The organism is Promicromonospora sp. NPDC052451 (genome assembly GCF_044547525.1).
GTDB lineage: Bacteria > Actinomycetota > Actinomycetes > Actinomycetales > Cellulomonadaceae > Promicromonospora.
This window is the reverse complement of record NZ_JBIUAP010000001.1, coordinates 209,042-231,945: the sequence shown is the minus strand read 5'-3', so window position 1 is coordinate 231,945 and position 22,904 is coordinate 209,042. Positions and strand designations below refer to the sequence as shown.

Sequence of the window (22,904 nt, the reverse complement as noted above, 5' to 3'; positions counted from 1 at the left end):
GATCGGTCGTTCCGTACGGGCGCACCAGGGGGAGGCCCGCCGATACGCGTGCGGACGTCGAGCGGCCCGGTCCGTGGTTGGCATCGGGACCAGCGGCCGGTCGCGAGCCGTTCAGCCCCAGGTGTCCCGAGGCCCCGGACCGCGCACCGACCTCGGCCCCCTGCGGAACCCTGGACCGGCCGGCCCGAGCACCGTGACCTCCTCGACCACACCCTCGCCGATCTCCTCCGACATCCGCCTCAGGAGTGCGGGCACCAGCAGGCGGAGCTGCGTGGCCCACGCCGTCGAGTCAGCGCGGACGACGAGCACCTTGTCCTCGAACGTCTCCGGCGCGCAGTGGTCGGCGATCTCTGCGCCGACGACCTCACGCCATCGGCCCATGACCCCGCCGACCGAGACGTCCTCGGTCCAGCCCTTCTCGCGCAGAAACCGGCCCACGACCGCACCGAGCAGCTGCGGATCACGTGCTCCCGGCCCCGGCCCGCTCGTCCTCGGCTCGGCGAGCGGGGAGCGCCTTGCTGGGGAGCCGGGCCGGAGGCCCCGTGCTCGGGCGGCCGCCTTGGCTCGGTTGAGAGCGGCCCGCGCCACCTCCGACGCCGGGGTCAGCTCGGGCTCCGAGTTATCCACAGGGGGCTGTGGAGAGTTGTCAGTCACGTGTCACCGTCCCGGGTTCCACGTGAAACCGTACTCCGTCGAGAACCACCGGGACGTCCTCGGGAACGGCTGCCGTGACCAGCACCTGCCGGGCGGGCAGCACCAGGTCCGCGAGCCGCTCGCGGCGCCGGACGTCCAGCTCGGCGAACACGTCGTCGAGGATCAGCACCGGATCGGCGTCCGTTCCGAGATCAGGGTCCCAGAAGGCGGGTGAATCCGCTGAATTCTGCGGATCTCCGCCAAGGAGCCGGTATGACGCGAGTCGCAGCGCGAGCGCGAACGACCACGACTCGCCGTGGCTCGCGTAGCCCTTGGCCGGTAGTCCGCCGAGCGTCAGGACCAGGTCGTCACGATGCGGTCCGACGAGACTCACACCGCGGTCGAGCTCCTGCGGGCGGGCCGCCGCCAGGGCCTCCATCAGCAGGTCACGAAGCTGTCCGACGTGCGCAGAGTTATCCCCAGAGCCTGTGGACAAGATCGGTGGACGACCGGTCTCCAGAGCCGGCAGCGACGACCGGTAGGTGATCTCCGCGGCGCCGTCGGCATCGCTCACCTGCTCGTACGCGGCGGCGACCGCGGGCCGCAGCGCGTCGACAAGCTGGAGGCGCAGAGACAGGATCTCTGCCCCCAGCTCCGCGAGCCGCGCGTCCCAGACGTCGAGCGTCGCGAGCTCGGCCGCCGCCGAGCTCTCGGTCCGCGCCGGCCCTCCCGTCCGACGCGCGGACCTCGCCGACTTCAGCAGCGCCGACCGCTGGCGGAGGACACGCTCGTAGTCGGAGAGCACTGCGGACAGGCGCGGCATCATCAGGACCAGGAGCTGGTCCATGAACCGCCGTCGGCCGTCGGGCTCACCCTTGACGAGAGCGAGGTCCTCCGGGGCGAAGAGCACGGTCCGCAGGATCCCCAGCACGTCCCGCGCCCGGACCTGCTGGCCGCGGTTGATCCGGGCCCGGTTCGCCTTGCCCTGCGTGATCTCCAGCTCGACGGTGCTGGCGCGGTCACCGCGCACGATCCGGGTCCGGACCACCGCACGTTCCGCTCCCGAGCGGATCAGCGGGGCGTCGGTGGCGACCCGGTGCGATCCGAGCGTGGCCACGTAGCCGATCGCCTCGACGAGGTTGGTCTTGCCCCGGCCGTTCCGCCCGACGAACGCGTTGACGCCCGGTTCGAGCTCCAGGTCGGCCGACGCGTAGGACCGGAAGTCCAGCAGGGAGAGGTGGGAGACGTACATCAACAGGTGATGGTACGTGTCCCGGCCGCTAGTCCGCCTTCTTCACCGCGTGGCCACCGAACTGCTGACGCAGGGCCGCGACAGCCTTCATCGCCGGCGACTGCTCCTGGCGGGAGGCGAACCGCGCGAACAGTGCGGCGGAGATCACGGGGAGCGGGACCGCGAGGTCGATGCCCTCGTCCACGGTCCAGCGACCCTCGCCCGAGTCGTCGACCCAGTCATCGAGCAGGGCCAGCTTCGGGTCCTCCTCGAGAGCCTTGACCATGAGGTCCAGCAGCCACGAACGAACGACGGTTCCGCGGCTCCACGCCCGCACCGTGCCGTGCACGTCCTCGATCAGGTCCGACTTCGCGGCGAGCAGCTCGTAGCCCTCGGCGTAGGCCTGCATGAGGCCGTACTCGATGCCGTTGTGGACCATCTTGGCGTAGTGCCCCGCACCGACGCCGCCGGCGTGCACGAAGCCCTCCTCGCGGGGGCCCTCGGGACGCAGCGCGTCGAAGACCGGCATGACGCTCTCCACGTCGGCAGCCGAGCCACCGACCATGAGCCCGTAGCCGTTCTCCAGGCCCCAGACACCACCGCTCACACCGACATCGAGGTAACCGATGCCCTTCGCCGCGAGCTCCGCGGCGCGCTCCTGGTCCTCGACGTAGTGCGAGTTACCGCCCTCGATCACGATGTCGCCCTCGGTGAGGATCTCACCGAGCTGGTCGAGCACCCCGCGCGTCGCGTCGCCGGCGGGCACCATGACCCACACGACCCGCTTCTCGGCCGGGAGCGCGGCGGCGAGCTCGGCGAGCGTCGGCACGTCGGACACCTCCGGCCGGGGGTCGAACCCGGTGACCTCGATCCCGCCCTTGCGCAGGCGGGACCGCATGTTGTTGCCCATCTTCCCCAGGCCGACCAGGCCGATGTGGGTGACCATGTGCGTGCTTCCTCCAGGTCGAACGACGGGCTCGCTCGTGGCGGCCGCCATTGGTGCAGGCTGAGTGTCCGGGCCTCTGCCCGGACCGGGAACTCACAGGCTGTGGATATCGGGCTCGTCAGCGGCGGGCCCGCGACATCAGCCCGTGAAGCGGATCGGCACCAGCAGGTACCGGTACGAGGAGTCGTCCTCACCGTCCAGGCTGCCCTGCCCGGTGAACTCCACCGGCTTGTTGGGGTGCGTGAACGAGAGCCTGACGAAGTCCGTGCCCAGGGCGCCGAGCCCGTCGAGCAGGAACTGCGGGTTGAACGCCACCGCGATGTCCTCGCCGACCAGAACGGCTTCAAGAGCCTCGGAGGCCTGCGCGTCGTCGCCGTGACCGGCGTCGAGCACCACCTGCCCCTCGCTGAACGACAGGCGGATCGGGGTGTTGCGCTCCGCGACCAGGCTCACGCGCTTCGCCGCCTCGATCAGCGGTGCCGTCGCGACGACGGCGTGAATCGGTGTGCTGTCCGGGAACAACCGGCGGACGGCGGGGTAGTCGCCCTCGACAAGCTGCGACGTGGTCTGGCGGCCGCCTGCCTCGAATCCGACGAGGTCCAGGCCCTGGCCTGTGGACAGACCGACGTTGACGAGACCGCCACCGGACCCGAGGGACTTGGCGACGTCGTTGAGCGTGCGCGCGCGGACCAGGGCCACCGCGGAGAAGCCGGGCGTGGCCGGCGTCCAGGTGAGCTCCCGGAGGGCGAGGCGGTACCGGTCGGTGGACAGCAGCGTGATGCGCTCGCCCTCGATCTCGACCCGGACGCCGGTGAGCAGCGGGAGCGTGTCGTCACGGCTGGCGGCGACGGTCACCTGCGCGACGGCGTGGGTGAACGCGTCGCCGGAAACCGTGCCGCTGACCTCCGGGAGGCCCGGGAGAGCGGGGTACTCGTCCACAGGCATGGTGAGGAGAGTGAAGCGGCTGGCACCGCAGGTGACGATGACCTTGCTGCCCTCGAGTGCCACGTCCACCGGCTTGTTGGGCAGCGCACGTGAGATCTCCGCGAGCAGGCGTCCCGACACCAGGACCGTGCCGGGCTCCGCGACCTCCGCAGGGATCTCGGACCGCGCCGAGGTCTCGTAGTCGAAGCTGGCGAGGTTGATCACACCCTGCGCGTCCGCCTCGATGCGCACACCCGCGAGCACAGGAGCCGGGGGACGCGTGGGGAGCGTGCGAGCGGTCCATGTCACGGCATCAGCGAGGACGTCGCGCTCGACCCTGAACTTCATGCCGTTGCATCTCCTCTTGTTCCTGGGCTGTCGAAGGAAACCCTACGCGAGTTGATGACCTGGTGGCACTCGAGACCGATGGCTTGTGGATGGACTCCACGGCACCGGTCGTACTAGTGTTCGAAGAGTGTCGGCGAGCGCTCGGATCGCCTGATGAAGGCGTGTGGATTCCCCCTGATAGATAGATGTCGTAGTAGTAGTCGGTGTTGTGGAAACTGGGGATATCGGGTGTTCTCGCAGGTCAGGGCCCATTTTTCGCTGTGGAGGAGCTGTGGGTCCGACTGTGCAAGAACTAGGGGCTCCTGTGGAAGCCGATTCTGTACACACAGGCCGTCCACCGATCGGGGTGTGTTCGCCCACAGATATCGGGGTGTCGTCCACACCCGTCCACAGCCCCGTCCCCAGGCGTGTGACGGAGGTCCGGCTCGAGACACCAAGTTCTGCACAGTCCGCGTCCACAGTGCTGGGGACAAGGCCGGGAGATCTGCCTGAACAGAGGGATCTCTGTGTGGACAGGCCTGTGGAGGTGCAGATGTGCAACACCCCTGTGCACCGGTCCAGCTGTGCACAGGGGTGTGGATTCGTGGGGGAGCGGGTGTATCGCCCCGTTTCAGGAGCGGCCGACCAACCCGCTGTCAGCCGCGCTGCTGCTGCTTGATCCGGCTCGTGAGCTCGGTGACCTGGTTGTAGGTCGAGCGCCGCTCGGCCATCTGTCCCGCGATCTTCTTGTTGGCGTGCATGACCGTGGTGTGGTCCCGGCCGCCGAACTGCTGCCCGATCTTGGGCAGCGACAGGTCGGTGAGCTCCCGGCACAGGTACATGGCGATCTGCCGGGCCGTGACGAGTACGCGCGAGCGTGACGAGCCACACAGGTCGTCGATCGTCAGCCCGAAGTACGCGGCGGTCTGCGCGATGACGACCGCCGGCGTGATCTCGGCCGTGTCGTCGTCGTCGGTGATCAGGTCCTTGAGGACTATCTCGGCGAGAGCCAGGTCGACCTGCTGGCGGTTGAGGTTCGCGAACGCGGTGACGCGGATCAGCGCGCCCTCGAGCTCACGGATGTTCGTAGAGATCCGCGATCCGATGTAGGAGAGCACCTCGGCCGGTACGTCGAGGTGCTCGCTCGCGGCCTTCTTGCGCATGATCGCGATGCGGGTCTCGAGGTCGGGCGGCTGGACGTCGGTGATCAGGCCCCACTCGAAGCGGGAGCGCAGCCGGTCCTCGAAACCGTTGAGCTGCTTGGGCGGCACGTCGGAGGTGATCACGACCTGCTTGTTGGCGTTGTGGAGCGCGTTGAAGGTGTGGAAGAACTCCTCCATCGTCTGTTCCTTGCCCTGCAGGAACTGGATGTCGTCGATGAGGAGCACGTCGACGTCGCGGTACCTGCGCTGGAACGCGCCGGCCTTGCCCTCACCGATGCTGTTGATGAAGTCGTTGGTGAACTCCTCCGAGTTCACGTACCGCACCCGGATGTGTGGATAAAGGTTGTGGACGTAGTGCCCGATGGCGTGCAGCAGGTGGGTCTTGCCCAGTCCCGAGTCCCCGTAGATGAACAGGGGGTTGTAGGCCTTCGCCGGTGCCTCGGCGACCGCGACCGCGGCGGCGTGCGCGAACCTGTTGGACGAACCGATGACGAACGTCTCGAAGATGTACTTCGGGTTCAACCGGGTCGGCTCCGCGGACGGCTTGGGCGCCGGCTGCGGAGCGATAGGCATCTGCGCCTGCTCGGGCTCCGGCGGCTCCTGCTCCAGGGACAGCGTGGCCGGGCCCGAGATCTGCGACGGCCCGGCCAGGGTGCTGCTGCTGAGCTCAGGGTCTACCGTGATGCCGAAACGCACGTCGCGGCCGAGCACCGAGGACATCGCGGAGACGAGGTCGTCACGGACGGCGGTCTCCAGGTAGGTACGGGTCTGCTCGTGTGGGACGGCGATGAACACCATGTCGTCGAGCACTGCCATCGGCTTGGCCAGTCGGATGAAGGCGAGCTGGCGCGGGCTCATGTCGGGCCGGGCCTCGAGCGCCGTCAGGGTCTGTGCCCAGACGTCGCCGATGTTCTCGTCCGGGTTGGCCACTGGCTTTCCTTCGTCTCGTGCGTGGGGTGGTGCGCGCGCTGGGGTGTCTTGGAGTCTGCCATGATGAAGCACCGTCCACACAGTTGTCCACAGGTTGTGGATTGCGCGGATCACCCCGGAATCAGTGGTACACGGGCCCCTGGCCGGCGCCCGTCGGGACCCCTTCGGCGCGTCCGGTGTGGCGCGCCCGACACGCAGGATCCCGCGGTTCTGGTTTGACCCGGGGGGCTCCGGCGGCGTAACGTCAGACAGCCGTTCCAGGTACTTCTGCGCGCCCACACAGGGATGCGAGCCGCGTTCTTCGACGTCGGCCGCGACCCGTGGGCCAGGCCCCGGGTCGGCGAGGCCGATCGTCGTACTGAGCGGCCATCTTTCACTGCATCGTCGAGGACAGACGGTGTGCCTACCCCGACGTTCTTGGAGTACCTCGTGAGCAAGCGGACCTTCCAGCCGAACAACCGGCGTCGTGCCAAGACCCACGGCTTCCGGCTGCGCATGCGCACCCGCGCCGGCCGCGCCATCCTCGCGGCCCGCCGTCGCAAGGGTCGCGCCGAGCTCTCAGCCTGAGCCATGTTGCCCGCGGCGCACCGTCTGCGCCGTTCCGTCGACTTCGAGCGGACGGTGCGCCGCGGCACGCGTGCAGGTCGATCGACCGTGGTGGTTCACCTCCTGGTTCCGGACGAGAACGTCCCGGACGCAGGATCGGGAACTCCACAGGTCGGTTTTGTCGTTTCCAAGGCTGTGGGTAACTCCGTGCAGCGCAACCTCGTGAAGCGGCGGCTCCGAGCGTCCGCAGCGGGACACCTCTCGACGCTGCCGGCCACCGCTCGCGCCGTCGTGCGCGCTCTCCCGCCGTCGGCCGGTGCCACCTACGCGGATCTCGACCGCGATCTCGACTCGTGCCTGCGGCGCGCGGTCGCCCGCGCGACCGGAGACGGGGCGAGATGACTGCCATCCCCGCCCCTGAGGGTGAGGCACCGACGCGCGAACCTTCGGTGATCGGGCGACTCCCGGTGACCGTTCTGGTAGGGATGATCCGTTTCTACCAGGCGTTCATCAGCCCGATGAGCCCTCCGAGCTGTAAGTACTACCCGTCCTGCTCGCAGTACGCCTTGATCGCGCTCCGGCGCCACGGTGCGCTGCGTGGGCTGGGTCTCGCGCTGTGGCGCCTGCTGCGGTGCAACCCGTGGAGTCTCGGCGGCGTCGACGACGTGCCGCCCGTGCGCAGCGCGCACACCCACGCCGAGGGCTGACCTGCCCTGGCGTGCGCCGCCGGCACGACACCGCACCCCGCAGACTTCGCGTCCCGACTCTGGAGCTTCTTGACCGATGGACTTCTTCGCATTCCTCTGGCCGATCGAATGGGTGGTCGCCTGGATCATCTACGGATCGCACTGGCTGTTCACGACACTGGGCATGTCCGCCGGCCCGGGTACGGCCTGGGTCCTCTCGATCGTCGCACTGGTGATCGTGATCCGCGTCGCGCTGATCCCGCTCTTCTTCAAGCAGATCAAGGCCTCGCGCGGGATGCAGATGATCCAGCCGGAGCTTCAGGCGATCCAGAAGAAGTACAAGGGCAAGACGGACCCTGCGTCTCGCGAGAACATGACGCGCGAGACCATGGAGCTGTACCGGAAGCACGGGACCAACCCGTTCGCCTCCTGCATGCCGATCCTGCTGCAGTCGCCGATCTTCTTCGCCCTGTTCCGCGTGCTGAACAGCCTCAAGCAGATCTCCGAGGGAACTGCTGACCCGATCGGCCCGATCACCCGTGACGTGGCGGGCGACATCGAGTCGTCGACGCTGTTCGGTGCCCAGCTCAGTGACGTCTTCCTGCAGACCGACTCGCTGACCTCGCGCATCGTCGTGATCGCGCTGATCGTCGCGATGAGCGTCACGACCTTCACCACGCAGCGCCAGCTGACGATGAAGAACATGCCGCCGTCGGCGCTCGAGGGCCCGATGGCCCAGACGCAGAAGCTGATGCTCTACATGCTGCCGATCGTGTTCGCGATCTCCGGCGTGAACTTCCCGGTGGGTGTGCTGATCTACTGGACGGTCACGAACCTCTGGTCGATGGGGCAGCAGTACTACACGATCAAGCGGATGCCGACCCCGGGATCTCTCGCCGAGAAGCAGCTCAAGGAGCGTCAGGCAGCCAAGGCCGCGAAGCGCGCCGCGAAGCGCGCCGCGAAGCGGGGCGAGGTCATCGAGGACGAGACGCCGGTGGTCGAGCAGCCCAAGACCGGCCAGCGGGTGCAGCCCAAGCGGAAGAACCGCCAGAAGGGTGCGACGCCCACCGCCGGTCGACCGGCGGTCGCGCAGTCCGCTCCGCAGGGTGCGCCGCAGGACCAGCCCGTAGATGCGGCTCCGGATGCGTCGAGCTCGGCGTCCGGGAAGCAGACCGGGTCCAAGTCCAAGCCCTCCGGCACGACGTCGGGCAAGCAGCCCGGGTCGAAGCCGAAGCCGAAGTCGTCGGGTGCGACGCCGGGGACTACCTCGACGTCGTCGGGCAAGAGCAAGCAGAAGAAGTAGGAGGTGGACGCGATGAACGCGAGCACAGGTACGGCGGCATCGGACTCCGCGGCTCCCGCGGTTGATCCGGAGGACCGGATCAAGCGCCTCGAGGAAGAGGGCGAGATCGCTGCGGACTACCTCGAGGAGTTCCTCGACATCGCTGACCTGGACGGCGACATCGACCTCGACATCAAGCACGACCGCGCGGCGGTCGAGGTGGTGGCAGACGATCCGAAGCTGCTTGCGGACCTGATCGGTCGCGAGGGTGAGGTGCTCGACGCGATGCAGGAGCTCACCCGCCTGGCCGTGCAGACTCGGACGGGCGAGCGGAGCCGCCTGATGCTCGACATCGGCGGCTTCCGGGCCGCCCGTCGGGTCGAGCTGACGCGGATCGCACAGAAGGCGGTCGAGGAGGTGCGCGCCTCCGGCGAGGAGGTCGAGCTGGCCCCCCTGAATGCGTTCGAGCGCAAGGTGGTGCACGACGCCGTGGCGGCTGCGGGGCTGGTGAGCGACTCGCGCGGTGTCGAGCCTGAGCGCTATGTCGTGGTGCAGCCCGCGCCGGCGGTCACCGCGGACTGAGTGTTCGGCTTCGGCCGAGGGCCGGTGCACGTCCGAGGACGTGCACCGGCCCTTTCTGTGCTTGGCTTCTTTCGACATCGAGTGGAGGGCGTGACGTGAGCGGTACGGACGGGACGGGACAGGGTGAGCCCGACATCGTTGCGGAGGTGTTCGACGGCGACACCCTTGGTGCGAGTGAGCCGGTCAAGCAGTACTTCGGCACGGCTTACGACAAGGTGGCGCGATACGCGGACCTGCTCCGGGAGCAGGGCGAGCTGCGCGGGCTGATCGGGCCGCGCGAGGTCCCGCGGATCTGGGAGCGGCACGTCCTGAACTCGGCTGCGGTCGTGCAGTATCTGCCGACGGCGGGCGCGGTCGCGGACATCGGATCGGGTGCGGGGCTGCCGGGCATCATCGTGGCGGCGATGCGACCGGGGCTTGATGTGCTCCTGGTCGAGCCGATGGAGCGGCGGACCACCTGGTTGGTCGAGGTTGCCACGGAGCTCGGCCTGACGAACGTCCAGGTGAAGCGCGGGCGAGCCGAGGAGTACCACGACGCGTTCGAGGTGGACGCAGTGACTTCCCGGGCGGTCGCTCCGCTGTCCAAGCTGGCACGGATGAGTCTTCCGCTGGTTCGCGTGGGTGGCGAAATGGTGATTCTCAAGGGACGTAACGTGGCGCAGGAGGTCGATCCTGCACGGAAGGTGCTGCGGAAGTACGGGGCGGGGGAGCCTGAGATCCTTGAGGGATCGACAGTCGCAGGCGTCGAGTCGACGACTATCGTGCGCATCCCCCGGGGGAAGTAGGACCTTTCGACAGAGGTTGTTTCACGTGGAACGGGAGCGGTCGCCATCACAACGGCGACCGCTCCTGTCGTCGGTTCCCGGGCAGTGCCCGGGACGCGGCGCATGCGTCGACAGCCGCCTCAGGTGCGTAGAGGATGATGTTCCCAGTCGTCGCCCTCATCGGCGTGGGTGTCTCCAGCGCCGGACTTGTATGTGTAGCCCCAGCCCGACCTGTACCCGACGCAGGCGAAGATGCCGGTGAGTAACTGTCGTGATGCAGGTGTTCCGGCGGATGCCGAGCTGGTAGCCGTTCCAGTGGTTGTTGCTTCCGCTGGAGTGGGAGGTCCTTGTTCTGCCGGCAACGGTGGGGGCACTCTCCGAGCGCAGGGTCGACATGTGGTCAATGGTGATCTGCCTGGCCTGTTCGAACGACGTGGAGATAGCCGGGTCGCGGTTGGCTGCGGGCTCCGCTTGACGTCCAGGAGATCCCTGCCGCACTGAGGTGGCTCGTGGCTCGTGGCTCGTGGCTCGTGGCTCGTGGCTTGTGGCTCGTGGCTCGTGGCTTCTGGCCGACGGCCGATGGCCGATGGCCCACGACCCGTGGAGTGGGTTGAGCTCGGGAACGGGGTCGCGCGCGCCGAGGTCCCGAGGGTAACGACCAGCGCGGCGGCGACCGTTGTGATGAGAGCCGTTGATCTGAGCAAGAAGCGTCCAGCACCGATTCGGGCGAGCGCCGGCACGCAGGAGGGTAGGGTCGGCCCGTCTGCGGGGCGGCATACCGGACGTGCCATAGCGGCTACGGCTGGTGGGTTGCTGTTTCACGTGAAACCCGGGCGGGCGCCCAGAGGACGAACCCTGTCTGATCCAGATGAGCTACGGGTACGGCGTCTGCTCGGTCGTTTCACGTGAAACGAGAGTCCTGGAGAAGACCGGCCGAGCCCGATCCGATGCGCACAACGACCGAGGGGCCATGGGCGAGCGGGAAGACCGGATCGCTGGTGAACTGATCGCTCCGAGAGCGGCGTTTCGGCACGCCTGAGCAGGTCGGCGACCGTAGCGTTGCACGCGTGTGCTTCTTCAGACGAAAGTCCAAGCGAAAGGCAGCGGCCGCGGCCGCAGCGGCGCAGGCTGCCCCGGCGGCAGTGCCCGACTCGTCCGCATCGGGGCCGCCGGCCGACGCGGGGGAGCCTCCTAGTCGCGACGAGATGATCACCGCGGCATCCGCTGCGATCGGTGATGGTTCGGCGGCCGGGCTGGCTCCGGTGGAGCAGAGCACGACTGTTCTGATCGCGGAGAAGCCGGCTGAGACCGCGGACGCCGGCGATCTCGGGGGCGATGCCCCGGTGGAACGCGAGACGCCACTCGCCGATGACACCGCCGTGATGCCGTCCTCGGTGGACATGGCGCCTCCTCGGCAGGCTGTCATGCCGGGTGTACCCCGGGACGAGGTCTGGGGTCAGGACGGTGCGGACGAGAAGAGTGCTGCGGTGCTGAGCCAGTTGATCGAGTCGGTGACGATGCCCACGCCGAGTGATGCGGCGTCGTCCGAGGACGAGCCGGGCACGGCGGTCGGGTTGCTCCCGGGCGAGCGTCCCGGTGCAGGCTCGGCGGGCGATGTCAGCTGTGCGGAGCCGGTGGAGGAGCGTGCGCTGGATGACAGTCGCGCACTCGACGCGGTCGTTGGTGCCGGAGGCGTGCCCGAGAGCCCAGCCGGAGAGCAGCCATCCGTGGCCCATCCGGCCGGGGAGGGTACGGCTGGGGAAGGTACGGCGGATCCCGAAGCCGACGCCGGTGCAGATGAGCTCAAGGAAGCTGAAGCCCGTGGGGGCGAAGGGGTGAACGACGTCGTGGCTACCGCAACGCTCGCGACCGCGACTGACGGGGCGCTTGGCCCTCGCTCGGGGTCTGAGTCGGAACTTTCGGGGGACTCCGAGGGAGTGATTGGCACCAGCCACGAGAGTGACGTCCGGGCCGACGCCAGGGATGAAGTGTCCCCAGGACCCCAGGGGTCACAGCCGGAAGAGCAGAGTGCCCTCCCGGCGGCTGACGATGATGGGCTGAGCCCGGAACAGGACGGAACCTCTCCGGCGGGGCACGCCGACGCTCCGTCGACGAAGCGGGAGGCGGAGACACAGGCCGAGCCCCTTCACGATCCGGACCAGATGGACGAACTCCCCTCGACCCGACCGATTCCGGCCGATGCGATCAAGCGTGCCAGTGAAGCCCTCGATGCGGCGGTGAACGCGGCTCCTGCTGTGATCGGGCACCCGGCGGATGTCGACGATGAGGAGGAAGTCGCTGTCGTGGATGCCGAATTCACACATTCCGCCGACGAAACAGGGCTGGAGGCCAAGCCAGATGACGTGGCCAGCGATTACAGTGTCCGCGTGACGGATCCGATTCCTGTGCAGAGCCTCTCCGCTCCCGGCGTTTCACGTGAAACGTCCGGGCCCGCGCAGACGGCCCACGGCACGCAGCAGCCCACAGGCGGCCCGCACGGTGGCGATGACGAGCGTCGGTCAGCCCTCATCGCAACCGTCCCTGCCGTTGACGACACGACTCCGGTCGCCGCCGAGCTCGCCATGGACGCTCGCCGACGTATCGAACTTCAGGGGCGGCGATTCCCTCGTCCGCCCAAGACGCGCATCATCACGGTGGCCAACCAGAAGGGCGGGGTCGGCAAGACGACCACCACGGTCAACATCGCGGCCGGCCTGGCGCAGTCCGGCCTGAACGTGCTGGTGATCGACAACGACCCGCAGGGCAACGCCTCGACGGCACTCGGCATCGAACATCGAGCGGGCACGCCGTCCGTGTACGAGATTCTCATCGAGGGCGAGTCTCTCGCGAGCACCGTGCAGCAGTGCCCTGACATCCCCAACCTCTGGGGCGTTCCGGCCACCATCGACCTGTCTGGATCCGAGATCGAGCTGGTGTCTCTCGTTTCACGTGAAACGAGGCTCCGGAAGGCGATCGCGAAGTACCTCGACGATCGCATCGCGGCAGGTGAGGAGCGCATCGACTACGTCCTCATCGACTGCCCGCCGAGTCTCGGTCTTCTGACCGTGAACGCCTTCGTGGCGGGCCGTGAGGTCTTCATCCCCATCCAGTGCGAGTACTACGCGCTCGAGGGTCTGAGCCAGCTCCTGAAGACGATCGATCTGATCCGCTCGCACCTCAACCCCGAGCTGCGCGTGTCCTCGATCCTACTCACGATGTACGACGGCCGAACCAACCTGGCGCAGCAGGTGGCGGGCGAGGTCCGGTCTCACTTCCCGGCAGAGACCTTCAAGACGACGATCCCGCGTTCGGTCCGGATCTCGGAGGCCCCGAGCTACGGGCAGACCGTGATGACCTACGACGCGACGTCGACGGGAGCGCTCGCTTACCTGCAGGCGTCTCGCGAGCTAGCCGAGCGTGGCCAGGGAGGTTCGAGCCCCCGGCGCGCGATGAAGGCAGAAGCGGTCGGAGCTCAGGACTGATGGTCTGCAGTGATGATCGGTGCGTGCCGCGCGCTGTGACGATGACGATGGAGACGACACCAGTCCGCGCCCGGCGCGGGACCGGAACGGACGAGGAGACACGATGAGTGCGAAGCGACGCGGGCTCGGGCGGGGCCTGGGCGCCCTGATCCCGACGGGTCCTGAGCTGGACGAACAGGCGCCCGGCGTGGGACCCGGTGAGTCCGACGGCATCGGCATCGGCGGCACGGTCGCGACCGTGGTGCAGGAACGCCCGTCGGCGCTCGACGAGGCCGCGGACACCGATGTGGCGCCCTCGCCGAACGACACACCCACGGTCGAGAAGAAGCCGGCGAAGAGCTCCGGCCCGCGCCCCAGCACGGTGAAGTGGGACTCGGCGATCGCGAGCGGCCGACTGTCGGTCGCGAACGAGGCGGGGGAAGGCGGGAGTGCCTCCGCGCTGGACAACACGTTCTTCAGCCGGGAGCAGGGTGAGGCGGACGTCGTTTCACGTGAAACGGCCGACCTGCTGCCGGTCCCTGGTGCACGGTTCGCGGAGCTCCCGGTCAGCGCGATCCGCCCGAACACCTGGCAGCCTCGTACGGTCTTCGACGAGGGCGACCTGGACGAGCTGGTGGAGTCGATCAAGGAGATCGGCGTGCTCCAGCCCATCGTGGTGCGCCCCGACAAGGAGCACCCCGGCGAGTACGAACTCATCATGGGTGAGCGGCGCTGGCGCGCCACGCAGGCGGCCGAGCTCGAGACCATCCCGGCGATCGTTCGCGATACCGAGGACGGCGACATGCTCCGGGACGCGCTCCTGGAGAACCTGCACCGCTCGGACCTGAACCCGCTCGAAGAAGCCGCTGCGTATCGCCAGCTCCTCGACGACTTCGGGTGCACGCACGAGGAGCTTGCCACTCGCATCGCCCGCAGCCGCCCGCAGATCTCGAACACCCTCCGCCTGCTGCGTCTGCCACCACTGGTCCAGCGTCGCGTCGCCGCCGGCGTGCTGTCGGCCGGTCACGCTCGCGCGCTCCTGGGTCTGAGTGACGGCGCCGAGATCGAGCGGCTCGCGCAGCGCATCGTCTCCGAAGGTCTGTCGGTCCGGGCGACCGAGGAGATCGTGATGCTCACGGAGTCCGAGGGTGGCTCGGGGAAGACCCGCAAGGCTCCGCGTGCCGGCACGCGGAGCGAGGCGGTGGACGAGCTGGCCACGCGGCTCTCGGACAGGTTCGAGACGCGGGTCAAGGTAGCCCTCGGCAAGACCAAGGGCCGTATGACCGTGGAGTTCGCGTCGGTCGAGGACCTCAACCGCATCCTGCAGGTCATGGCCCCGGACGAGCGAGGTCTCCTGAAGCCACCGTCCGGGGACTGACCGCCCCGTACGCGGAGTCGGTGCGACGTACGCGTTCCGGGAGAACATCAGGGCCGGCATCCCCGCGGGGATGCCGGCCCTGATGTCTTCGTCGATGTCTTCGTCGGTCAGGGTCGGCGCACCGGCAGCAGCGCCAGGTCGACGATGCGTCGGTACAGGTCCGGGAGCGAGTGTCCACCCGCGGCGGCAGCCTGCGGCAGAAGCGACATCTCCGTCATCCCGGGTGCCACGTTGACCTCCAGGACGTGGGCCACGCCGGACCGGTCGAGGATCAGATCGGTGCGGGACAGGTGTCGCAGGTGGAGCGCCTCATGGGCCTGCACGGCGACGTCGGCGACGTATGCCGCCTGCTCCGCGGTGAGTCGAGCCGGTGCGAAGAACTCGGTCTCGCCGGCGACGTAGCGCGCGGCGTAGTCGTAGCCGTTCTCCGCGACGATCTCCACGGCGGGCAGTGCCCGGGGCCCGCCCGGACCGTCGATCACGCTCACCGCCAGCTCGATGCCGTCGACCGCGTGCTCGATCAGCGCGGTCTCGCCGTACGCGAAGCACTCGACCATGGCGCGCGGCAGGTCCTCCGCACGCGTGACGACCGTGACCCCCAGGGCGGAACCGCCCTCGGTGGGCTTGACGACGAGGGGGAGGCCAAGGTGTCCCACGATCGTGTCGAGCACGGGCTGCGCGCCGAGGTCCCGGAAGAGGCTCTGGGGGAGCGTCACGTAGTCGGGGGTGGTGAGCCCCGCTTCGAGCAGGGCCGCCTTGGCGATGGGCTTGTTCCAGACGACGCGGCTGGCGCGCGGGTCGGAGCCCACGTAGGGCAGGCCTGCCATGTCGAGCACGTCCCGCACCGATCCGTCCTCGCCCGAAGCGCCGTGCAGCAGCGGCCAGACGACGTCGGGGCGGGTGCTGCGGAGGAACGCCAGGAGGTCCGCGTCGACGTCGTGCACGATCACGTCGAGGCCGGTCGAGCGCAACGACTCGGCGACCCGGCGACCGGACCGGAGCGACACGTCGCGCTCGTGCGAGAGACCGCCGGCGAGGACGACCACCAGCGGGCTGCGTCCCGCGTCGTCGGGTGCGGGCGAGGTGGACGCGGTACCGGGTGCCGGCGCGTTCGGGGCGGGGGCGGGACTGGTCATCGACGGCTCACTCGATCGGGGTGTACGGGATGGCTGCCATCGTGTCAGACGCACAGGTCACCCACGTGACCTGTGCGTCTGACACGGGGGAGTCAGGCCAGGTCGGGTGCGGGGCCCTCGACGTCGTCCACGTCGGGGTCGGGCTGCGCGGAGGTGCCGAAGATCTGCACCAGCTCGGACTCACCGTTCACGACACCGGCGAGGCGGCGCACGCCCTCGCGGATGCGTTCCGGCGTCGGGAAGCAGAAGGACAGGCGCATGTGGTCCGAGCCGCTGCCGTCGTAGTAGAAGGCGGTGCCCGGCACGTACGCGACGCGCGCCGTCACGGCGCGGGGGAGCATGGCGCGGGAGTCCAGCCCCTCCGGCAGCCGGACCCAGACGAAGAACCCACCGCGCGGCACGTTCCACGATGCGCTCGGGAGGTACTCGCCCAGCGCGCCCACGAGGGCGTCGCGCCGGTCCCGGTACATCTCCCGGTAGTCCTTGATCTGGGCCTTCCAGTCGCACGTCTCGAGGTACGTCGCCACCGCGAGCTGCGACGCGTTCGACGGCGACAGCACCGCCGACTCGCTCGCGAGCACGAGCTTGTCGCGCACGGCGTGCGGCGCGATCACGAAGCCGACGCGGTAGCCGGGGGCGAACGTCTTGGAGAACGACCCCAGGTACAGCACGCCGTCGGTGTCGTACGAGCGCAGCGCCGGGAGCGGCTCGTCGTCGAAGCCGAGCAGGCCGTAGGGGTTGTCCTCGACGACCAGGACGCCGTGGCGGCGGCAGATCTCCAGGATCTGGGGGCGCCGCTCGGCGGACAGAGAGACGCCCGCGGGGTTCTGGAACGTCGGGACGGTGTACAGGAACTTCACGCGCCGGCCCTCGGCCGCGAGGCGGGTGAGCACGTCGTCGAGCTCGGCAGGGACCAGGCCGTCGGCGTCGAGCGGGACCTGGACCACGTCGGCCTGGTAGGAGCGGAAGACGCCCAGGGCCCCGACGTACGACGGCGCCTCGGCGATGATCACGTCGCCCGGGTCCACGAAGATGCGGGTCACCAGGTCCAGGGCCGACTGCGAGCCGGTGGTGACGACCACGTCGTCGGGGTGGGCGGAGACGCCCTCCAGGGCGACTACCTGGGTGATGTGCTCCCGGAGGGACTCCTCGCCCTGACCGGAGCCGTACTGGAGCGCTGTGGTGCCCTTGGTGACGATGAGGCGCTGCATGGTGTCGGCGATGACGTCGAGCGGCAGACCCTCGAGATACGGCATGCCACCGGCGAGCGACACGACCTCGGGGCGGTTCGCGACCGAGAACAGCGCCCGGATCTCCGAGGCGCGCATGCCGTGCGCTCGCGCCGCGTACGAACCGAACCACGGGTCGAGGCGGTTACCGGCAGTCTCGGGAAGCTCGTTCACGCGAGCCAGTCTGGCACGCGTGGCGTGCTCCTCCCAGTGCCTGTTCGTGGTGAAACGGTGAGACTCCGCGCGGACGGACAGGCTCGAGGGTGCCCGGAGACACCGAGAGCGCGCACCCGGGCGGGTGCGCGCTCTCGGTGTGGTGACGGCGGTCAGCCCGCGAGGACCTCGTCGATCTCCTGCGTCAGCGCGCGCTTCGGGCGAGCGCCGATGATCGACTTCACGACCTCGCCGCCCTTGTAGACGTTGAGCGTCGGGATCGAGACGATGCCGTAGTCCATGGCGGTCTGACGGTTCTCGTCGGTGTCGATCTTGACGATCTTGATCTTGCCCTCGTACTCGTCGGAGAGCTCCTCGAGGATCGGTGCCACCATGCGGCACGGACCACACCAGGTGGCCCAGAAGTCGACGAAGACGGGGATGTCGGAGTCGAGGACCTCCGCCTTGAAGGTGTCGTCGGTGACCTTGATGGTGCTCATCCGTAATCTCCTTTGTCAGTCGTTCAGCGAGTCGAGGAACGCCTGGGCGTCGAGTGCCGCGGAGCAGCCTGAGCCGGCGGCCGTGATCGCCTGGCGGTACGTGTGGTCCACGGCGTCGCCGCAGGCGAAGACGCCAGGGAGGTTCGTCCGCGTGCTGCGGCCCTCGACGAGGATGTAACCGTTCTCGTCCAGGTCGACCTGGCCCTTGACCAGGTCGGTCCGCGGCTCGTGGCCGATCGCGACGAACAGCCCGGTGGCGTTCAGGTCCCGGACCTCGCCCGTGACCGTGTCGCGCAGGCTGATCCCCGCGACCTTGTCCTCACCGTTGATCCCCGCGACCTCGCTGTTCCAGGCGAACTCGATCTTCGGGTCGGCGGCGGCGCGCTCGGCCATGATCTTCGAGGCGCGCAGGTCGTCGCGGCGATGCACGACGGTCACCTTGGACGCGAACCGGGTCAGGAACGTGGCCTCCTCCATGGCGGAGTCGCCGCCACCCACCACCGCGATGTCCTGGTCGCGGAAGAAGAACCCGTCACAGGTCGCGCACCAGGAGACGCCTCGGCCGGAGAGCCGCTTCTCGTCGGCCAGGCCCAGCTCGCGGTAGGCGGAACCGGTCGCCAGGATGACCGAACGCGCGCGGTAGGTGTCGCCGCCGCCGGTCACGATGGTCTTGACGTCACCGGTGAGCTCGACCTGCTCGGCGTCGTCCCAGATGACCTGGGCGCCGAACTTCTCCGCCTGCTCCCGCATGGCGTCCATCAGGTCCGGGCCCTGGATGCCCGCCGGGAAGCCGGGGAAGTTCTCGACCTCGGTGGTGTTCATCAGGGCGCCACCCGCGGTGACCGAACCCGCGATGACGACAGGCGCGAAGCCGGCACGCGCCGCGTAGACCGCTGCGGTGTACCCCGCGGGGCCGGACCCCACGATGACGACGTCGAGCACGGGTGCCTCGGTGGTCTCGGTAGCCGGTGCGGTGGTCTGTTCGGTCAAGGTGGTCTCCTCGAGTTCCATGGGCACACGCATCAACACGCGGGCGGGTCCCAGTGTTCCAGCCGATGTCGTCCACGGCTCGGTCGTGGACGTGAGTCTCGCCACACAATATCGACAGATTTCGATGGATAGAAGGCGCGGTCACGGCCCCGGGGGACGGAGAACGGCCCCGGACAGTCTCTCCCGACGGGGAGGGGACTGCCCGGGGCCGTTCTCGGCGCGGCCGGAAGCCGCCGGGGTCAGCTCAGGACGACCTCGTTGAGCTCCAGCCGGAACCCGTCGGACACCTGCGGCAGCTCGGTGATCCAGATCGTGAACGAGTCGCTCACCACCGGCTCGGTGAGCTCGAACGTGGTGGTGTTCGCGAACGCGCCCTCGGCGAGCACCTCACCGCCGGCGCCGCCCTTGAGGATCTGCACCTTGCCACCGGGCGTGTTGGTGAGCAGCTCGATCTTGGAGACCGAGGCCGGCTCCCGGAGCTTCAGCTCCATGCCCAGGGAGTCCTTGAACCCGCCGAACTCCGCCCGCTGGTACGTGGTCGTGTAGTAGAACGACTGCGGATCGGCGTCGTAGGCACGCTCGACCGCCTCGGGGTGGTCGATGGTCGCACCCTCGAACTCCAGCGTGCCCAGGAGGGCCGCCGAGTCGATGACGGGCCGTGCCTCGGTCTCGGTCGGGGCGGACGGCTCCGCGCTGTTCTCGCCCTCGTCGGTACCTCCCGCACCGGCGGAGGCGGAGGCCGACGCCGACGGCGACGCCTCGCCGATGGCCTCGCCCGTCGGCGACATCATCGCGTTCACCGCCCAGATCAGTCCGGCGACGACGGCCACGCCCACCAGGCTCAGCACGATCGGCGTCGGGTTCACGCCGCGCCGCTTGGGCGCCGGCTGGGTGGCGAACCCGCCGTCCTGCTGCTCGTAGTATCCGCCGCCGTCAGGGGCGTAGCCGGCCGGCGCGTACTGCGGCGGGTACTGCTGCGGCGCCCCGCCTGCCGCGTACTGGGCCTGCTCGTACCCGGGCTGGGCGGGGGCGACCGGCTGGCCGTACTGGTCGTACGCCTGCGTCGCGCCCTCCGGGGGTGGCGGCGGCACCGGGGCGTGCTGCTGGCCGAAGGCCTGCGGCTCGTAGGTGTAGTCGCTCTGCGGCTCGGTGTAACCGGCGGGCACCGCACCCGCGACCGCGGTCTCGTCGGAGCGGGCGATCCGGCCGGAGACCGGCCGTCGCACGGGCGGAGCACCCTCGCCGTTGAAAGCGTCGGCGATGGACTGGCGTCGCGGACCCTCCGGCTCAGGCTGAACGAATCCAGGCAGCGATGCCACTACGGAAACCTCTCCCCACGGCGCCAGGGCCGCGGTCACGTCGTCGGGGTTCATCGGCCCGCCGGTGCCGCCGGACGCGTCGAACGTCCGGCTCACGAGGGCGTCGATGTCGGCGTCCACGTGGGGAACCAGCGTGGACAGCGGCGCCACGGCGCCGGAAGGGTCGAGCTGCGCGGGCAGCGGGATCAGGGTGTCCTTCGCGATCCAGCCGGCCTCGAGGTCCTGCCCGGGCCAGCGTGCCGTCATCGCGTAGTAGAGGAGCGCGACCAGACCCTGCGCGTCGAGCTGCGCGGGCCGGCCGTTCAGCGTGTCGCCCGAGGCGAGGCCGCCGTCGATCCCCAGGCCGGTGACCCGGACCCGGTGGCCGTCGACCCGCACGGCCTCGGGGCGCAGGGCGGTGTGGTGGACACCCCGTGCGTGGGCCACGGCGAGTGCCGACGCCGCCTCGCCGACGATGGCACGGGCCTGCTGCTCGTCCACGAGCCCGCTCGACACGATCTCGGTCAGCGTGGTGCCGGTGTGCGGCTCGGACACCACGTATCGCCGGCCGTCGCCGTCCGTCCCGGCGTCGAGCACCCGGACCAGGCGAGGGTCGGTGACGAGCGCGGCGCGCCGCGCGGAGTCGAGGGCATCGCCCGCGTAGGGCCCGGTCACGAGCGTGACCCGGACCTCGCGCTCCAGGATCAGGTCACGTGCCTCCCAGGCGGTCGCCGCGGCGAGATCGGTCGTCGCCTGCTGGACGAGCCTGTACCTCTCGACCAGCACACTCCCTGGCTCGACGGTGCTCACGCGGACCTCCTCGCTCGCTCGGGGGACAGTAACAGGTGCGTGATGTCCGGGATCACGCGCCGTCGCCATGCTACGCGGAACCGCTGACGGACCGCCGAAACGTCGCCTGAATGCAACGAAAGCGCAGATCAGCGATCTGCGCTTCCGCGTGCGTCGGCAAGGTCAGCGTCGGAACCGGGCCAGGACCGGGCGGAGCAGGCCGTCGAGCTCCTGGACGCGCAGCAGACGCAGCAGCAGCACGTAGACGGCGAGCATGACCACACCGCACAGGGCCGACACCCACAGACCGCTCAGCATCGTCAGGACCCAGCCGTTGCCGAAGGACAGCACGTCGAACCCGCCCAGCAGCCGGTAGACCCCCCACCCGGCCAGCCCGGCCAGCACGGCAGCGACGAGAGCCTTGGCGTGCAGCGTGAGGATGCGCCCACCGTCGAGCCGGCCGTTCAGCTTCGTCCGCAGGCCACGCGTGCGCAGCAGCACGGTGATCCAGTTCGACAGCGCGTAGCTGGCGCCCGCCGCGATCACCCACATCTCGATCGGCAGCCAGAGCTGGGCGGCGATCAGGCCGATCACCAGCATCGACGTCGACGGCACGGTGATCCAGAAGACCGAGCGACCGTCCTCGTACGCGTAGTAGACCCACTTCATGAGCGCCATGCCGCCCAGCGGCACCAGACCGAACGAGAGCGCCACCAGCACCGGGGCGATCAGGGCGGTGCCCTCCTCGCCCGCGGTCGGCACGATGAAGGCCGTGGCGGGCGCGGCCAGCACCGTGAGGGCTGCCGTGGCGAACACCGTGAAGACGCCGATGGTGCGCAGGCCGAGGGAGAGGTCGCCGCGGACGCGATCGGTGTCGCCCTCCTGGGCGGCCTTGCTGATGCCGGTGAACAGGGCGGTCGCGATCGACACCGTGACCAGCGAGTGCGGCAGCAGGTAGATGAGGAGTGCCTGCGTGTAGGAGCCGTTACCGGCCACCGCGACGGGCGGGGTGGCCGCGGCGCCTGCGGCGCCCGCCTCCGATGCCACCCGGGTCAGGAAGAGGATGCCGGCCTGCTCGAGCACCACTGCGGCGAGCGTCCACGTGGCCACCGTTCCGGCCGAGCGCAGGCCGATGCCCCGCAGGCCCAGCCGGAAGTGCCAGCGGAAGCCCGAGCGCAGCAGCGGGACCAGCAGCACGAGCGCCTGCGCGACGATGCCCAGGGTGGCCGTTCCGGCAAGCAGGATGGTGCGCGGTGTGTCCCACTCGTCAAGGTCGTTGATGCCCAGCGCGGGCGCGGTGCCGAAGACAGCCAGGAAGACGCCGAACCCGATGACCGAGACCACGTTGTTGGCCACCGGCGCCCACATGAACGGCCCGAACTGCTCGCGTGCGTTGAGCACCTGACCGAGCAGCGTGTAGAGGCCGTAGAAGAACAGCTGCGGGATGCACCAGTAGGCGAACACGGTGCCCAGCGCGAGCTCCTCGGCGCTCAAGCCCTGCGTGTACAGCAGGACCACCCAGGCGGAGGCGCCCGTGAGCACGGCCGTGACGGCGAGGATGCCGACGGCGGAGACGGTGAGCAGCTTGTCGATCCGCTCCTGTGCGTTGCGTGCACGGAACGCCTTGACGATCTGCGGCACCAGCACGGCGTTCAGAGCGCCACCCGCGAGGATCGCGAACAGCACGTTGGGCAGCTTGTTCGCGACGTCGAACGTGATGGCGACGCTGCCCACCGACCCGATGGCGGCCACGAGCATCATGTTGCGCACCAGCCCGCCCAGCCGGGAGGCCGCGGTGCCGGCGGCCATGACGATCGAGTTGCGGCCCAGACCGCGCGACGGCGGCTGCGCGGGGGACGAGCCCGCGGCCGCGCCGGGGTCGGGTTCCGACGCGGGGTCGGCTGCTGCGGTCACGGTGTTCTCCTGGGTCAAGCGACTACTCCCGTGGTTTGGGGG

General features: G+C 69.3%; 19 protein-coding genes. 8 read left to right on the top strand and 11 right to left on the bottom strand.

Annotation, left to right across the window (positions count from 1 at the left end; genetic code table 11):
- Positions 1-111: 111 nt before the first annotated feature.
- The 5 genes from ACIG47_RS00980 to dnaA form a co-directional block, all read right to left on the bottom strand.
- Complete coding sequence (locus tag ACIG47_RS00980; protein ID WP_397412191.1) at positions 112-438, bottom strand: DUF721 domain-containing protein; 327 nt, start codon at positions 436-438, stop codon at positions 112-114.
- A gap of 208 nt (positions 439-646) precedes the next feature.
- Positions 647-1,885: a DNA replication/repair protein RecF gene (gene recF / locus ACIG47_RS00975; protein ID WP_397429521.1), complete on the bottom strand. Its 1,239-nt coding sequence runs from the start codon at positions 1,883-1,885 to the stop codon at positions 647-649.
- A 28-nt stretch (positions 1,886-1,913) separates the two neighbouring features.
- Positions 1,914-2,810, bottom strand: a complete 897-nt coding sequence (gene gnd, locus ACIG47_RS00970; protein WP_397412189.1) for a phosphogluconate dehydrogenase (NAD(+)-dependent, decarboxylating) — start codon at positions 2,808-2,810, stop codon at positions 1,914-1,916.
- Positions 2,811-2,948: 138 nt separating this feature from the next.
- Complete coding sequence (gene dnaN, locus ACIG47_RS00965) at positions 2,949-4,082, bottom strand: DNA polymerase III subunit beta (protein ID WP_397412187.1); 1,134 nt, start codon at positions 4,080-4,082, stop codon at positions 2,949-2,951.
- Between the two features lie 635 nt (positions 4,083-4,717).
- Complete coding sequence (gene dnaA / locus ACIG47_RS00960; RefSeq protein ID WP_397412185.1) at positions 4,718-6,154, bottom strand: chromosomal replication initiator protein DnaA; 1,437 nt, start codon at positions 6,152-6,154, stop codon at positions 4,718-4,720.
- A 429-nt stretch (positions 6,155-6,583) separates the two neighbouring features.
- Here dnaA and rpmH point away from each other — a divergent pair, with 429 nt between their 5' ends.
- The 8 genes from rpmH to ACIG47_RS00920 all read left to right on the top strand — a co-directional run bounded on the left by rpmH (position 6,584) and on the right by ACIG47_RS00920 (position 14,853).
- Entirely contained in the window at positions 6,584-6,721 is a 138-nt protein-coding gene (gene rpmH / locus ACIG47_RS00955) for a 50S ribosomal protein L34 (RefSeq protein WP_010849920.1), read from the top strand.
- A 3-nt stretch (positions 6,722-6,724) separates the two neighbouring features.
- Positions 6,725-7,102, top strand: coding sequence for a ribonuclease P protein component (rnpA, locus tag ACIG47_RS00950; protein WP_397429250.1), 378 nt, complete (start codon positions 6,725-6,727; stop codon positions 7,100-7,102).
- A complete protein-coding gene (gene yidD / locus ACIG47_RS00945; protein ID WP_397429249.1) occupies positions 7,099-7,407 on the top strand; it encodes a membrane protein insertion efficiency factor YidD in 309 nt (102 codons plus the stop codon). The genes rnpA and yidD overlap by 4 nt, the downstream gene beginning before the upstream one ends.
- A 76-nt stretch (positions 7,408-7,483) precedes the next feature.
- A complete protein-coding gene (gene yidC / locus ACIG47_RS00940) occupies positions 7,484-8,689 on the top strand; it encodes a membrane protein insertase YidC (protein WP_397429248.1) in 1,206 nt (401 codons plus the stop codon).
- A gap of 12 nt (positions 8,690-8,701) precedes the next feature.
- On the top strand, positions 8,702-9,250 hold the full coding sequence (locus tag ACIG47_RS00935) for a protein jag (RefSeq protein WP_397429247.1): 549 nt from the start codon (positions 8,702-8,704) through the stop codon (positions 9,248-9,250).
- Between the two features lie 95 nt (positions 9,251-9,345).
- Positions 9,346-10,035 carry a 16S rRNA (guanine(527)-N(7))-methyltransferase RsmG gene (gene rsmG, locus ACIG47_RS00930; RefSeq protein ID WP_397429246.1) on the top strand — a complete coding sequence of 230 codons (690 nt, stop codon included), beginning with the start codon at positions 9,346-9,348 and terminating at the stop codon, positions 10,033-10,035.
- A gap of 1,184 nt (positions 10,036-11,219) precedes the next feature.
- Positions 11,220-13,496 (top strand): AAA family ATPase, encoded by a 2,277-nt coding sequence (locus ACIG47_RS00925; protein ID WP_397429245.1) that lies wholly within the window; start codon positions 11,220-11,222, stop codon positions 13,494-13,496.
- Between the two features lie 103 nt (positions 13,497-13,599).
- Positions 13,600-14,853: a ParB/RepB/Spo0J family partition protein gene (locus tag ACIG47_RS00920; RefSeq protein ID WP_397429244.1), complete on the top strand. Its 1,254-nt coding sequence runs from the start codon at positions 13,600-13,602 to the stop codon at positions 14,851-14,853.
- A gap of 107 nt (positions 14,854-14,960) precedes the next feature.
- Here the strand turns inward: ACIG47_RS00920 and ACIG47_RS00915 are convergent, their stop codons facing one another.
- The 6 genes from ACIG47_RS00915 to murJ form a co-directional block, all read right to left on the bottom strand.
- Positions 14,961-15,989: a D-alanine--D-alanine ligase gene (locus ACIG47_RS00915; RefSeq protein WP_397429243.1), complete on the bottom strand. Its 1,029-nt coding sequence runs from the start codon at positions 15,987-15,989 to the stop codon at positions 14,961-14,963.
- 92 nt (positions 15,990-16,081) lie between these two features.
- A complete protein-coding gene (locus ACIG47_RS00910) occupies positions 16,082-17,317 on the bottom strand; it encodes a PLP-dependent aminotransferase family protein (protein ID WP_397429520.1) in 1,236 nt (411 codons plus the stop codon).
- Between the two features lie 227 nt (positions 17,318-17,544).
- Positions 17,545-17,871 (bottom strand): thioredoxin, encoded by a 327-nt coding sequence (gene trxA, locus ACIG47_RS00905; RefSeq protein WP_119141134.1) that lies wholly within the window; start codon positions 17,869-17,871, stop codon positions 17,545-17,547.
- 15 nt (positions 17,872-17,886) lie between these two features.
- Positions 17,887-18,861: a thioredoxin-disulfide reductase gene (gene trxB, locus ACIG47_RS00900; protein WP_397429242.1), complete on the bottom strand. Its 975-nt coding sequence runs from the start codon at positions 18,859-18,861 to the stop codon at positions 17,887-17,889.
- Between the two features lie 239 nt (positions 18,862-19,100).
- On the bottom strand, positions 19,101-20,969 hold the full coding sequence (locus tag ACIG47_RS00895; RefSeq protein WP_397429241.1) for a hypothetical protein: 1,869 nt from the start codon (positions 20,967-20,969) through the stop codon (positions 19,101-19,103).
- Between the two features lie 162 nt (positions 20,970-21,131).
- Positions 21,132-22,862 (bottom strand): murein biosynthesis integral membrane protein MurJ, encoded by a 1,731-nt coding sequence (gene murJ / locus ACIG47_RS00890; protein ID WP_397429240.1) that lies wholly within the window; start codon positions 22,860-22,862, stop codon positions 21,132-21,134.
- Positions 22,863-22,904: the final 42 nt, after the last annotated feature.

What these genes read in the sequence shown, in the direction of transcription:
- recF (WP_397429521.1), bottom strand. Translation starts at nt 1,885, where the DNA reads ATGTACGTCTCCCACCTCTCCCTGCTGGACTTCCGGTCCTACGCGTCG.
- gnd (WP_397412189.1), bottom strand. Translation starts at nt 2,810, where the DNA reads ATGGTCACCCACATCGGCCTGGTCGGCCTGGGGAAGATGGGCAACAAC.
- dnaN (WP_397412187.1), bottom strand. Translation starts at nt 4,082, where the DNA reads ATGAAGTTCAGGGTCGAGCGCGACGTCCTCGCTGATGCCGTGACATGG.
- rnpA (WP_397429250.1), top strand. Translation starts at nt 6,725, where the DNA reads ATGTTGCCCGCGGCGCACCGTCTGCGCCGTTCCGTCGACTTCGAGCGG.
- yidD (WP_397429249.1), top strand. Translation starts at nt 7,099, where the DNA reads ATGACTGCCATCCCCGCCCCTGAGGGTGAGGCACCGACGCGCGAACCT.
- yidC (WP_397429248.1), top strand. Translation starts at nt 7,484, where the DNA reads ATGGACTTCTTCGCATTCCTCTGGCCGATCGAATGGGTGGTCGCCTGG.
- ACIG47_RS00935 (WP_397429247.1), top strand. Translation starts at nt 8,702, where the DNA reads ATGAACGCGAGCACAGGTACGGCGGCATCGGACTCCGCGGCTCCCGCG.
- ACIG47_RS00925 (WP_397429245.1), top strand. Translation starts at nt 11,220, where the DNA reads ATGATCACCGCGGCATCCGCTGCGATCGGTGATGGTTCGGCGGCCGGG.
- ACIG47_RS00920 (WP_397429244.1), top strand. Translation starts at nt 13,600, where the DNA reads ATGAGTGCGAAGCGACGCGGGCTCGGGCGGGGCCTGGGCGCCCTGATC.
- ACIG47_RS00915 (WP_397429243.1), bottom strand. Translation starts at nt 15,989, where the DNA reads ATGACCAGTCCCGCCCCCGCCCCGAACGCGCCGGCACCCGGTACCGCG.
- ACIG47_RS00910 (WP_397429520.1), bottom strand. Translation starts at nt 17,317, where the DNA reads ATGCGCGCCTCGGAGATCCGGGCGCTGTTCTCGGTCGCGAACCGCCCC.
- trxA (WP_119141134.1), bottom strand. Translation starts at nt 17,871, where the DNA reads ATGAGCACCATCAAGGTCACCGACGACACCTTCAAGGCGGAGGTCCTC.